We start from the raw sequence: 12,261 nt of genomic DNA on the forward strand, positions 1-12,261 counted from the left end.
GCGCCGGTGCACCGGCGGGCTTACTGGCTGATCTTGCGGGCTTCCTCGACCTGCACTTCGAAGTAGCGCTGCATGCCGAAGGCGATGGTCGCCATCAGGATGCCGGCGCCGATCATCAGCGACAGGATCACGCCCATGACGTTGGCCCAGCCGGTGCGGTGCTGCGGTCCCTCGGGATTGAAGTGGGCGTTCCAGCGCTCGTCCGGCATCAGGCCCCAGACGATGCCCGTCAGCATGCTCTGCGAAAGCATCAGCCCGAGCAGCGGGATCAGCAGCCAGCTCAGCCGGTCGTCCTGGCCCAGTTCCAGCATGCGCTGCACGCCCACGATGCCGAGCAAGGTCGGCCCCGGGTGCAGCCAGCCCAGCCAGTCCGAGAAGCCGAAGAGATAAAAGCGGTGCAGCCCCAGGCTGCCGCCGAGCAGGGCGATCCAGGTGGCGAGGGTCTTGGATTTGTAGCCGGGCGAGGGTTTTTTCATGGCGGCGTACTGTAACGAAGGCGCGGCCCCTGAGCGGCTCTGGCGAAATTTTGCTGAGCCAAGCTATAATTTTCGGTTCTCAACGCCGGCCGGTCGGGTGACTGGCACGTATCTACGGTGTTGGTACTTCCCCGGAAGCTTTGCGCCTGAGTGTCTCCTGGTGCGGCGGCCCAACAAGAGATTCAAAGGAAACATCATGGTCGTGATCCGACTCGCCCGCGGCGGCTCCAAGAAGCGCCCCTTCTACAACATCGTCGCCTCCGACTCGCGCAACCGCCGCGACGGCCGCTTCCTGGAGCGCGTGGGCTTCTACAACCCGGTGGCCTCCGGTGCCGCCGAGTCGCTGCGCGTGGCGCACGACCGCGTCGACCACTGGGTCAGCAATGGCGCCCAGGTGTCGCCCACCGTCGCTCGCCTGATCAAGCAGGCCAAGGCCGCCGCCTGAGGCGCTGCCGACCCGCTTCCCGCCCGATGAATCCGAACCAGCCGGCCGCGTCCGCTGACGACCTGGCCTGGCCGGAGGATGCCGTCGAGGTGGGGCGGATCGTCGATGCCTTCGGCATCAAGGGGTGGATCAAGGTCCAGCCCTATTCGGCCGATCCCCAGGCCCTGTTCTCCTCGCGGCGCTGGTTCGTCAAGCCGCCCGAGGGGCCGCGCCGGGGCAAGGCCGGCCTGGCGCAGCCCGTGCTGCTCAAGATCACCCAGGCCAAGGATCATGGCGACGTTGTCGTGGCCTGCGCCCAGGAGGTCGAGGACCGCAACGCGGCCGAGGCGCTCAAGGGCGCCCGCGTGTTCGTCTCGCGCGCCAGCTTTCCGACCGCCGAGGCGGACGAGTTCTACTGGGTTGATCTGATCGGCCTGGTGGTCGTCAACCGGCAGGGCGAGGCGCTGGGCAGCGTCGCCGACTTGCTGGATACCGGCGCGCACAGCGTGCTGCGGGTGCTGGATGCCTCGCAGCCCGAGCCCGTCGAGCGGCTCATTCCCTTCGTCAGCGCCTATGTCGACGAGGTCGACCAGGCCCAAGGTCGCATCGTGGTGGACTGGGGCCTGGACTACTGAGTCCGCCGTCTGGGGCCTGCCATGCGCTTCGATGTCCTGACGCTGTTTCCTGAACTCTTCACACCTTTCCTGAGCCAGGGCGTTACCCGCCGTGCCTTCGACAGCGGCCAGGTGGATGTGCGCCTGTGGCAGCTGCGCGACTTCGCGGACGGCAACTACCGCCGGGTCGACGACCGTCCCTTCGGCGGTGGTCCCGGCATGGTGATGCTGGCCGAGCCGCTGGAGCGGGCGCTGGCGGCACTGCGCCGCAGCCGCGCCGAGGCCGGGGCGCCGGCGGCGCCCGTGGTGTTGTTCACGCCCACCGGGCGGCGTATCGACCAGGGCCTGCTGCGCGAATGGAGTCAGGGGCCGGGCGCGGTGTTGCTGTGCGGCCGCTACGAGGGGGTGGACCAGCGTTTCGTCGACCGTCACGTCGAGCTGGAGCTGAGCCTGGGCGACTTCGTGCTGTCGGGCGGTGAATTGCCGGCGCTGGCGCTGCTGGACGGCGTCGCGCGGCTGCAGCCCGGTGTGCTCAACGACGCCCAGTCGCATCAGCAGGACAGCTTCAGCGACGGCCTGCTCGACTGCCCCCACTACAGCCGGCCCGAGGTGCTGCAGACCGACGAGGGCCCGCTGCCGGTGCCGCCGGTGCTGCTGTCGGGCCACCACGCCCAGATCGCCCGCTGGCGGCGCGATCAGTCGCTGCGCCTGACGGCCCAGCGGCGGCCCGAACTGATCGCCGCGGCGCGCGCGGCCGGTACTTTGTCGCTGGCCGATGAGCGCTTTCTTTCCGAGCTTGGGCTATAATCGCGAGCTTTTCGATCCTCTGCCGGCCATCTACTTTTCAAGCCCGGGGCCTTCCGGGCGGTTTTGGTCGCTGTCGCTTGCTTACGTTGACGTCAGCGAACCAGGCCTTCAAGGTCCGGCACGATCACAAGGAGAACCCATGGATTTGATCGCTCAACTCGAGCAAGAAGAAATTGCTCGACTGAACAAGAACGTGCCGGCCTTCGCCCCCGGCGACACGGTGATCGTCAGCGTCAACGTCGTCGAAGGTACGCGCAAGCGTGTGCAGGCCTACGAAGGTGTGGTGATCGCCAAGCGCAACCGCGGCCTGAACTCCAGCTTCATCGTGCGCAAGATCTCCAGCGGCGAAGGTGTCGAGCGGACGTTCCAGCTCTATAGCCCGCTGATCGCTGGGATCGAAGTCAAGCGCCGCGGCGATGTGCGCCGCGCCAAGCTGTACTACCTGCGCCAGCGCAGCGGCAAGTCGGCCCGCATCAAGGAAAAGCTGGCCTGATCGCCGCGTCTGCCGCGTATCAGCCGAGCCGCCTGCCGCATTCCGCCAGGCGGCTTTTTCACGTCTGAAGGGGTCCGATGATCTTCAATCCCCACGAGATCCCCGTCGTCGGCACCGACCATCACCTGCCGCCGGTGCCCGGCGAGCGTCTCACGCCCGAGGCTTTGCGGGCGCGCTTCCGCCATCCGCCCGAGTGGTCGCCCGAGGTCGCCACCGAACAGCCCACCAGTGGCCGCGCTCCCGCACATGCCTCGGTGCTGGTGCCGCTGGTGATGCGCGACGAGCTCACCGTGCTGCTGACGCGCCGCACCGAGCACCTGCGCGACCATGCCGGGCAGATCAGCTTTCCGGGGGGGCGGGCCGAGCCACACGACGCCGACACGGCGGCCACGGCCTTGCGTGAGGCCGAGGAGGAGGTGGGCCTGCCCCACCACCACGTGGAGGTGATCGGCCAGCTGCCCATCTACTCCACCGTGTCGGCCTTCCTGGTCACGCCGGTGGTGGCCCTGGTGCAGCCCGGCTTCCTGCCGCAGCCCGACCCCTTCGAGGTGGCCGAGGTCTTCGAGGTGCCGCTGGCCTTCCTGATGCAGCCGGCGCACCACCAGCGCCATGCCTTCGAGTTCGGCGGCCAGCGCCGCGAGTTCTTTTCCATCCCCTGGAGCGGCAGCGCGGCGAGCCCGTATTTCATCTGGGGCGCCACGGCGGCGATGCTGCGCAACCTGTACCGCTTCCTGGCGGCCTGAGAGGCCTGCCGGCCGGCGGGCCGGTCGTCCCCCTCGCCGGTATCATGCCGGCCATGAGTTTTCTCTCTGTCCTCTTCGCGCTGCTGATCGAGCAGCTCAAGCCCTTGCGCGGGGGCAACTTCGTGCACCAGGCGCTGATGGGCTGGGTGCGCTGGACCGGGCGCAACTTCGATGCCGGCAAGGCCGTGCATGCCTGGGTGGTGTGGAGCATCACGGTGCTGGTGCCCGCGCTGCTGACCTGGGGCATCGCGGCCCTGATCGCGCAGTTCAGCGTGCTGCTCGCGCTGGCCTGGAACGTCGTGGTGCTCTACCTGACGCTCGGCTTCCGGCAGTTCAGTCACTACTTCACCGACATCCGTGACGCGCTGGAGCGCGGCGACGAGCTCGCCGCCCGCCAGCTGCTGGCCGAGTGGCGGCACCTCGATGCCAGTGAGCTGCCTCGGGCCGAGCTGCTGCGCCACGTCATCGAGCACTCGCTGCTGGCGGCGCACCGGCATGTCTTCGGGGTGTTTTTCTGGTTCGTGCTGCTGCACAGCTTCGGCCTGGGGCCGGCCGGCGCGGTGCTCTACCGGATGGCGGAGTTCTCGAGCCGCTACTGGGCCTACAAGAGCCGCACGATCGGCGTGCCGAGCAACCCGCGCCTGATGGAGCTGGCGCAGCAGCTGTTCGGCTGGCTGGATCACATTCCGGCCCGCCTGACCGCCTTCGGCTTCGCGGTGGTCGGCAACTTCGAGGAGGCGGTCGACAGCTGGCGCCGCCATGCACGGCTGTGGCGCTTCGCGAACGACGGCATCATCCTGTCCGCTGCAGCCGGCGCAGTGGGCGTGCGGCTGGGCGGCAGCAGCGCGCCCGGCGTTACGCCCGACCGCTCCAAGACCTTCGAGATCGGCTCGGCCGCCGAGGCCGCCGACGCCGAGGGCTCGACCGGCGGCATGCCGCCCGAGGCCGGTCACCTGCGCAGCATCGTCGGCCTGGTGTGGCGCTCGGTGGTGCTCTGGATGCTGCTGCTGGCCTTGCTGTCGCTGGCCAACCTGATCGGCTGAAAGGCGTCCCCATCTCCATTCCGCTCGCAAGGGTGTGAAAAGGGCGCGTCCAGGTCCGTGGCAGTATTTCCCCAAGCTGCGAGGGGGGAGCCATGGAGGGCAGTTCAGAGTCGAGCCGTACCGCCATCGGCGGTCGAGCCGGGGCGCCGGACCCGGCGCGCGGCCTCAGGGTGCGGGCGATCGGCCGCGCCCAGCTGCTGCGGCAGTTCCTGCTGACACGCCTGACGCACCGCATCAGCCGCAGTGTCAGGGCCAAGGGGTACCCGATGCTCGCGGTCGTGCCCTCGGACGCCGTGGGACAGCAGATCTTTGCGGACGGTCTCTACGAGGAAGACCTCCTGCTGGCGCTGTTCGACGTGGTGCTGGCTGGCCGTGAAGAGGCCTTCCGGCGGGGCGTGGCGCTCGACGTGGGCGCCAATGTCGGCAACCACAGCCTGTTTTTCGCCCGGCGCTTCGCGCACGTCATTGCCTTCGAGCCCAACCCTCCGGTGGTCAAGATCCTGGAGGCCAACATCGATCTCAACGACGCCGGCAATGTCACCGTGGTCCCGGTCGGGTTGGCCGACGCCAGCTGCAACCTCAGCTTCGTGCAGGACAACAGTGGCAACCTGGGCGGCTCCGGCTTCGTGGCCGGTGGCGCGGCGCCGCGCAGCGGGCGCGAGCGGGTGCTGCCAGTGCGGGTGGGGGACGCCGAGCTGCGGCGCCTCGGGCTGGAGTTGCCGGTGAAGTTGCTCAAGATCGACGTGGAGGGCCACGAGCTCGCGGTACTGCGCGGCCTGCAGGACCGTATCGAGGCCGATGCGCCGCTGATCCTGTTCGAGTCCAACCGCGCCACCGGCCCCGGCGGGGGCAGCGAGGTGGTGGCCTGGTTGCGGCGCCGCGGCTACGCCCACATCTACAGCGTCGGCCGCCGTTGGGAGGTGCCGCCGAGGGTGCGCGGCGTGCCCAAGCTGCGCGGCCTCATCGAGCTGCTGATCGGCTGTGCCCGGGGCGGGCACTTCTGGCTGGAGGAGGTCGACCGGCTGGAGGAGCGCGCCTACAGCCTGTTGCTGGCGAGCCGCGAGCCGGTGGCGCCACCGGGGCTGCCGCCTCAGTAGAGGCTGCGGGTCAGCTGCTCGTGGATCTCCGCGTAGATGCGGTAGCGCGAAGGCGTGATCTGGCCATGCTCGAGCGCGGCGCGCACGCCGCAGCCCGGCTCGTGCAGGTGAGTGCAGTTGTAGAAGCGGCACTGGCCGGCATGCTCGCGCAGGTCGGGCATCAAGGCGGGCAGCTGCTGGGCCTCGACCTGGCGCAGCCCGAACTCCTGGAAGCCGGGCGAATCGATCAAGCCGCTGCGGCGCTCGGCGTCCAGCCAGTACCACTGTGTGGTGGTGGTGGTGTGGCGGCCCGAGTTGAGCGCCTGCGAGACCTCGCCGACCTGGGCCCGGGCCTCAGGCACCATCAGGTTGATCAGGGTGCTCTTGCCGGTGCCCGAGGGGCCGAGCACCAGGGTGCTGCGGCCCTCCAGCCGGGGCGCGAGCTGCGCACGGGCCTCGTCCGGGCGCGCCTTGAGCGCCAGTTCCAGCAGTTCGTAGCCCATCGCACGGTAGGGGGCGAGGCGCTCGCGGGCCGCCGTCGCCTGGGGCAGATCGACCTTGTTGAGCACCAGGCAGGCGGGAATGCCGGCATGCTCGGCCGCGATCAATGAGCGGCTCAGCTGCGACTCGCTGAAAACCGGCTCGGCGGCGACCAGCACCAGCAGCTGGTCGAGGTTGGCCGCGAAGGACTTGGTGCGCCATTCGTCCTGCCGGTAGAGCAGGTTGCGGCGGGTCTCGATGCGTTCGATCACGCCTTCGTCGCCACCGGCGGTGGTCAGCTGCCAGTGCACCCGGTCGCCGACCACGCAGTCGCTCTTTTTACCGCGCGGGTGGCAGGTCAGGCGCCGGCCTTCGGGGGTCTCGACGATGTAGTGGCGGCCATGGCCGGCGACCACCAGGCCGAGATCGAGTTCTGTGGAGCGGGCCAAGATGCTCAGCCGAGCCGGGCGGCGGCGCCCGGGGTGCAGGGGAGAGGGGAGGGCAGCGGATGCATGGGACTCAGGCGGGGTGAAGCTGCAGGGCCGCCAGGCGCTGGGATGCCGGCGGATGCGAGTAGTAGAAACGCACGTAGACGGGGTCCGGCGTCAGGGTCGACGCATTGTCCTCGTAAAGCTTGAGCAGCGCGCCGGCCAGGTCGCGGCCGCTGGACTGGGCGCAGGCGTAGGCGTCGGCCTCGAACTCCTGGCGGCGCGACAGCCCGGCCATCCACGGCGAAACGAAATACATGAACACCGGCACGACCAGCAGGAACAGCAGCAGCGCCAGTGCGTCGTTGGGCGCCGCCAGGTTGGGGCGCACCCCCAGGCTGGTGTAGAACCAGGCCTGGCTCGACAGCCAGCCCAGCAGCGCGAAGCCCAGCAGGCTCATGCCGAAGATGCCGAGCATGCGCTTGAGCACGTGGCGGTGCTTGAAGTGGCCCAGCTCGTGGGCCAGCACGGCCTCGACCTCCTGGGGCGACAGCTTGTTGAGCAGGGTGTCGAAAAACACCACCCGCTTGGAGGCGCCCAGGCCCGTGAAATACGCGTTCGCATGCGCCGAGCGGCGCGAGCCGTCCATCACGAACAGCCCCTTGGCGGCAAAGCCGCAGCGAGCCATCAGGCGTTCGACCCGATCGCGCAGGCCGGGATCGTCGAGCGGCTTGAACTTGTTGAACAGCGGCGCGATGACGGTCGGGTAGAGCACCAGCATCAGCAGACTGAAGCCGACCCAGGCGCCCCAGGCCCACAGCCACCAGAGCGGGCCGGTCGCTCCCATCAGCCAGAGGATCAGCGCTGCCAGCGGCAGTCCCAGCAGTGCACCGACCAGCGCACCCTTGACCAGGTCCGCGATGAACAGCCCCCAGGTCATGCGGTTGAAGCCGAAACGCTGCTCGATGCGGAAGGTGCTGTAGGCCTCGAAGGGCAGGTCCAGCAGGCTGGAGATCGCCATGAAGGCCGCCAGCAGCGCCAGCTGGTAGGCCAGGTCGCCGGCCACCGGCTGCACGGCGTCGCGCAGCGCCAGGTTCAGCGCGTCCAGCCCGCCCAGCAGGGTCCAGCCCAGCAGCACCGCGCTGCCGAAGGCGGTGCTCAGCAGGCCGAAGCGGGTTTTCGCGATGGTGTAGTCAGCGGCGCGCTGGTGGGCCTGCAGGGTGACCGTGTCGGTGAAGGCGCCCGGCACCGCGTCGCGGTGCTGCGCGACATGGCGGATCTGACGGCCCGCGAGCCAGAACTTCACGAGCAGCGAGGCGAGCAGCGCCGCCGCGAACGCCAGGGTCAGGGGGGAGAGTGCTTGCATAGGGTGCAAGTGTAGGGCGGGGCCGTGTCCGGCGCTGTCCGGCAGCGCGGCGCCTCGCCGGATGACCGAGAATCGGGCCATCGGCACCCGCGGCGCAGGGCCCGGGTCGCCTTCCAGGAGCCCGCATGACCGATGTTTCCCCGCCGCCCGCCAGCTTGCCGTTCAACGACCAGAACCTGGTCTGGATCGACCTCGAGATGACCGGCCTGTCCCCGGAGCGCGATCGCATCATCGAGATCGCGGTCGTCGTGACCGACGCCCAGCTGAAGCTGCGTGTCGAAGGCCCGGTGTTCGCGATCTACCAGAGCAACGAGACGCTCGACCGCATGGACAACTGGAACAAGGGCACCCACGGCCGCTCGGGCCTGATCGACCGTGTCAAGGCCTCGACCGTGACCGAGGCGGAGGCCGAGCAGCACGTGATCGATTTCCTCAAGCAGTTCGTCTCGAAAAACACCTCGCCGATGTGCGGCAACTCGATCTGCCAGGACCGCCGCTTCCTCGCCAACTACATGCCCAAGCTGGAGGCCTTTTTCCACTACCGCAACCTCGACGTCAGCACGCTGAAGGAACTGGCGCGGCGCTGGAAGCCCGAGGTCATGGCCGGTTTCAAGAAGGCGCAGAAGCACACCGCACTGGCCGACATCCACGAATCCATCGACGAGCTGGTTTACTACCGGCAGTACCTCCTGCTGCCCTGAGGCCGGGCCTCAGGCGGCAGCCGGCCAGCGCTCCCGCCACGCCGCGACCGCCGCGCCGAGCGTGTCGGCCGGCGTGCCGCCTTCGGGCAGCGCCAGGCCCAGTGCCGCAGCGGCGCGCGCCAGCGCCACGCGCGGGCGGCTGTCGTCGAAGGCCAGCGCTCCGTTCTGCTTGGACAGCTTCTCGCCGTTGGCGCCCAGCACCAGCGGCGTGTGCAGATAGCTTGGTGTCGGCAGTCCCAGCAGGCGCTGCAGGTGGATCTGGCGCGGCGTGTTGTCGGCCAGGTCCTCGCCACGCACGACGTGGCTGACTTGCTGCTCGGCGTCGTCGACCACCACCGCCAGCTGGTAGGCCCAGAGCCCATCGGCCCGCTGCAGCACGAAGTCGCCCACCGCGCGGCTCAGGTTCTGCCGCTGGGGGCCGAGCCGGCGGTCCTGCCAGGCGATCTCGATGTCGGTCCAGCCGCCGCCGCCGTGGCGCGTCGCGCACAGCGCCCGCATCGCGCGAGGTGGCTTGCCCTGCAGCCCGTTGCGACAGGTGCCGGGGTAGACCAGCTCGCCGTGGCGCTCGCGCACCCGACCTTGCGCGGCCAGCGCGTCGGCGATGTCCTTGCGGGTGCAGCCGCAGGGGTAGGCCCAGCCCTCGGCCAGCAGGCGCTCCAGTGCCTGCCGGTAGCGCTCACCCCGATGCGACTGCCACAGCGGGGTGTCGTCTGGCAGCAGGCCGCAGGCGGCCAGCTGGCGCAGGATGATCTGGTCGGCGCCCGGGACGCAGCGCGGCAGGTCCACGTCTTCGATGCGCACCAGCCAGCGTCCGCCGTGGGCGCGCGCATCCAGCCAGCTGGCCAAGGCCGCGACCAGCGAGCCCTCGTGCAAGGGCCCCGTCGGCGAGGGGGCGAAACGCCCGACATAGCCGGCCATGGTGAACGCCGTCTCAGCCCAGCAAGCCAGGGCGCCACCCGCTGTGGCGCTCCAGCAGCGCGGTGCGGGTGGCGGGCCGCTCCAGCTGGGCCAGCCACCATTCCAGCGCCAGGCCCGGCCGGGCGCGCGAGCGGGTGCCGCTGCCCGGCGGCAGCCGCCAGGCATAAAAGAGCTTGCCGCTCACACGCGGGCGCTCGACCTGCCGCACCACCAGCCGGCCCACCTCGACGTGTTCCCGCACCAGGGTCTCGGGCAGGAAGCCGCCACCCAGCCCGCGCAGGATCGCCTCGAGCTTGGAAGCGACGCTGGGCACGGTGAACACGTCCTGCCCAGGCAGCAGGTTGACGGTCAGCGGTGTCAGACGCTGCGCCGAGTCGGCCACGGCCACCGCGCGGTGGTGCACCAGCTCGGCGTCGCTGAGGGGCTGGCTCGTCCGCGTCAGCGGGTGGTGGGGCGCGACGACGTAGACGATCTTGAGTTCACCCAGCGGCTGCATCGTGATGTTGGAGGGCGGGCTCTGCACCGCCGAGATGCCGATCGCCAGGTCGGCCACCCCGGTGACCAGCGCCTCCCAAGTGCCGGCCAGCACCTCCGAGCGCAAGCGCAGCCGCGTGCCGGGCCCGTGTGGCGGGTTCAGTGCGTAAAACGCCTCGCACAGCTCGAACACGGTCAGGCTGGACAGGATGCTGTCCACCGCGACGCAAAGCTGGCTCTCCCAGCCGGAGGCGACGCGGCGCACCCGGTTGGCGACCGCATCCATCTCCTGCAGCAGGCGGCGGCCCTCCTCCAGCAGCTCCTCGCCGGCGGCGGTCAGGCGCGCCTGGCGCGAGCGGCGGTCGAACAGCAGCACGTCGAGCGCTTCCTCCAGCTGGCGCACGCTGTAGGTGAGGGCCGAAGGCACCTTGCCGAGTTCGCGCGCGGCGGCGGCAAAGCTGCCGGTGCGCGCGATGACGTCGACCATCGCGAGGGCTTCGGGGGTGAGGACGTTGCGGCGCTCGGTCATCTGTTCAACGGAATTGAACGATGTTATCAAGCCGCGGCGACCCGCGTGCCGCCTCCCACGCGCACCATGGCGGACATCACACACCACGAGGACAGCACGCCATGATCACCTTGCGCAAATCCCTGGAACGCGGCCATGCCGACCATGGCTGGCTGAAGAGCTTCCACAGCTTCTCCTTCGCCGAGTACTTCGATCCGGCCCACATGGGCTTCGGCCCGCTGCGGGTGATCAACGAGGACCGCATCGCGCCGGGTACCGGCTTCGGCACCCACGGGCACCGCGACATGGAGATCATCTCGTATGTGCTCGAAGGCGAGCTGGCGCACCGCGACTCGATCGGCAACGGCGAGGTGATCCGGCCCGGCGAGGTCCAGCGCATGAGCGCCGGGCGCGGCATCCGCCACAGCGAATACAACCATGCCGAGCAGCAAACGACCCACTTCCTGCAGATCTGGATCCAGCCCGACGAGCTCGGCATCGATCCGGGCTACGAGCAGAAGGCCTTCTCGGCCGAGGAAAAGCGCGGCCGCCTGCGCCTGGTGGCTTCGCCCGATGCGGTCGACGGCTCGGTGAAGCTGCATGCGGACGCCCGCCTCTACATCGGCCTGTTCGACGCCGGCGAGCAGGCGGCCGTCACGCTCGACCCCGAGCGGCTGGCCTATGTGCACGTCGCACGCGGCGAGCTGTCCGTCAACGGCCAGCGCCTGCGGGCAGGTGACGCGGCCCAGCTGCAGGCCGAGGCGGCGCTGACCCTGGCCGAAGGCCGCGCGGCCGAGGTGCTGGTCTTCGACCTCGCGCGCTGAGCCCGGCGCGCGGCCCGCGCCGCGCGCTAAAGTGGCGGCCATGGACCTGACCGCGCTCAAGACCTTCAAGATCCTCACCCTGCTGCCTTGGGCCGACTGGCTGGCGCTGGCGACGTTTTTCGTCGGCTGGATCGGTTACGCCGGGTTTGCCCGGCGGCGCAGCGCCTCATCGATGTCGCTGCTCGCGACCACCAACCACTTCCGGCGCCTGTGGATGCTGCAGACGACCTGGCGTGACGTGCGTGTGGTCGACGGCGTGATCGTGCAGAACCTGTCGACCAGCCCCTCGTTTTTCGCCTCCACCACGATCCTGATCATCGGCGGCCTGCTGGCGGTGCTCGGCACCTCCGAGAAGGCCAGCGTGCTGGTCAAGGAGATCCCGTTCGCGGCCGCCACGACTGCCCTGGTGTTCGACCTCAAGGTGCTGGTGCTGACCGGTGTGTTCGTCTATGCCTTCTTCCGCTTCACCTGGTCGCTGCGCCAGTACACCTTTGGCGCACTGGTGATGGGCGCGCTGCCGGATTTCCGGGTCTTCGAGCGTGGTGAGGCCTCGCGCGAGGAATACGCCGACCGCGCCGGCCGCGTGATGGGGCTGGCAGCCGAGAGCTTCAACGACGGGCTGCGGGCCTACTACATGGCCTTCGCGGTGGTGGGCTGGTTTTTTTCGCCGCTGTGGTTCGTGTTGGGGACGGTCGGCGTGGTTTATGTGCTGTACCAGCGCGAGTTCCACTCCGATGTGCTGGCGGTGCTGAAGTCGTAACCTTGAGCGAGGGCTCCCGGCCGGTCGGCTGGCCCATCAGTTCGGCGTGGTGTCTTCTGTAACGGTGGTTCACCGTTTCTTTGCAGAGTCACGGCAGGCTGGCAGGATCGCCTGGCCGCAATCGCA

General features: G+C 69.3%; 15 protein-coding genes. 10 read left to right on the plus strand and 5 right to left on the minus strand.

The window, feature by feature from the left end; translation table 11 throughout:
* Positions 1-20: 20 nt before the first annotated feature.
* Complete coding sequence (locus tag OOT46_RS01185; protein ID WP_265401745.1) at positions 21-476, minus strand: hypothetical protein; 456 nt, start codon at positions 474-476, stop codon at positions 21-23.
* Positions 477-672: 196 nt separating this feature from the next.
* Between OOT46_RS01185 and rpsP the strand changes: the two genes are divergently transcribed.
* The 7 genes from rpsP (at position 673) to OOT46_RS01220 (ending at position 5,697) form a co-directional block, all read left to right on the plus strand.
* The gene (gene rpsP, locus OOT46_RS01190) at positions 673-921 is read left to right on the plus strand and encodes a 30S ribosomal protein S16 (RefSeq protein WP_265401746.1); all 249 of its coding nucleotides are present in this window, start codon (positions 673-675) and stop codon (positions 919-921) included.
* A 26-nt stretch (positions 922-947) separates the two neighbouring features.
* Positions 948-1,535 (plus strand): ribosome maturation factor RimM, encoded by a 588-nt coding sequence (gene rimM / locus OOT46_RS01195; RefSeq protein WP_265401747.1) that lies wholly within the window; start codon positions 948-950, stop codon positions 1,533-1,535.
* Between the two features lie 21 nt (positions 1,536-1,556).
* Positions 1,557-2,321, plus strand: coding sequence for a tRNA (guanosine(37)-N1)-methyltransferase TrmD (gene trmD, locus OOT46_RS01200; RefSeq protein ID WP_265401748.1), 765 nt, complete (start codon positions 1,557-1,559; stop codon positions 2,319-2,321).
* A gap of 139 nt (positions 2,322-2,460) precedes the next feature.
* The gene (rplS, locus tag OOT46_RS01205; protein ID WP_265401749.1) at positions 2,461-2,814 is read left to right on the plus strand and encodes a 50S ribosomal protein L19; all 354 of its coding nucleotides are present in this window, start codon (positions 2,461-2,463) and stop codon (positions 2,812-2,814) included.
* A gap of 77 nt (positions 2,815-2,891) precedes the next feature.
* On the plus strand, positions 2,892-3,557 hold the full coding sequence (locus OOT46_RS01210) for a CoA pyrophosphatase (RefSeq protein WP_265401750.1): 666 nt from the start codon (positions 2,892-2,894) through the stop codon (positions 3,555-3,557).
* A 53-nt stretch (positions 3,558-3,610) separates the two neighbouring features.
* Positions 3,611-4,600: a CobD/CbiB family protein gene (locus OOT46_RS01215; protein WP_265401751.1), complete on the plus strand. Its 990-nt coding sequence runs from the start codon at positions 3,611-3,613 to the stop codon at positions 4,598-4,600.
* Between the two features lie 92 nt (positions 4,601-4,692).
* Positions 4,693-5,697 (plus strand): FkbM family methyltransferase, encoded by a 1,005-nt coding sequence (locus tag OOT46_RS01220; RefSeq protein ID WP_265401752.1) that lies wholly within the window; start codon positions 4,693-4,695, stop codon positions 5,695-5,697.
* Here OOT46_RS01220 and rsgA read toward each other — a convergent pair.
* Complete coding sequence (gene rsgA, locus OOT46_RS01225; RefSeq protein ID WP_265401753.1) at positions 5,691-6,605, minus strand: ribosome small subunit-dependent GTPase A; 915 nt, start codon at positions 6,603-6,605, stop codon at positions 5,691-5,693. The two genes, OOT46_RS01220 and rsgA, sit on opposite strands and share 7 nt — an antisense overlap.
* 70 nt (positions 6,606-6,675) lie before the next feature.
* Positions 6,676-7,950 carry a M48 family metallopeptidase gene (locus OOT46_RS01230; RefSeq protein WP_265401754.1) on the minus strand — a complete coding sequence of 425 codons (1,275 nt, stop codon included), beginning with the start codon at positions 7,948-7,950 and terminating at the stop codon, positions 6,676-6,678.
* Between the two features lie 125 nt (positions 7,951-8,075).
* On the opposite strand from OOT46_RS01230, the gene orn reads away from it, so the two are divergent.
* Positions 8,076-8,651 carry an oligoribonuclease gene (gene orn, locus OOT46_RS01235; RefSeq protein ID WP_265401755.1) on the plus strand — a complete coding sequence of 192 codons (576 nt, stop codon included), beginning with the start codon at positions 8,076-8,078 and terminating at the stop codon, positions 8,649-8,651.
* Between the two features lie 9 nt (positions 8,652-8,660).
* Here orn and gluQRS read toward each other — a convergent pair whose 3' ends face one another.
* Entirely contained in the window at positions 8,661-9,569 is a 909-nt protein-coding gene (gene gluQRS / locus OOT46_RS01240; RefSeq protein ID WP_265401756.1) for a tRNA glutamyl-Q(34) synthetase GluQRS, read from the minus strand.
* Between the two features lie 13 nt (positions 9,570-9,582).
* A complete protein-coding gene (locus OOT46_RS01245) occupies positions 9,583-10,572 on the minus strand; it encodes a LysR substrate-binding domain-containing protein (protein ID WP_265401757.1) in 990 nt (329 codons plus the stop codon).
* A gap of 101 nt (positions 10,573-10,673) precedes the next feature.
* Here OOT46_RS01245 and OOT46_RS01250 point away from each other — a divergent pair, with 101 nt between their 5' ends.
* Both OOT46_RS01250 and OOT46_RS01255 read left to right on the plus strand, forming a co-directional pair.
* Entirely contained in the window at positions 10,674-11,375 is a 702-nt protein-coding gene (locus tag OOT46_RS01250; protein ID WP_265401758.1) for a pirin family protein, read from the plus strand.
* 40 nt (positions 11,376-11,415) lie between these two features.
* Positions 11,416-12,135, plus strand: a complete 720-nt coding sequence (locus tag OOT46_RS01255; RefSeq protein ID WP_265401759.1) for a DUF599 domain-containing protein — start codon at positions 11,416-11,418, stop codon at positions 12,133-12,135.
* Positions 12,136-12,261 lie beyond the last annotated feature (126 nt).

The organism is Aquabacterium sp. A7-Y, from assembly GCF_026153205.1.
Lineage (GTDB): Bacteria > Pseudomonadota > Gammaproteobacteria > Burkholderiales > Burkholderiaceae_C > Caldimonas.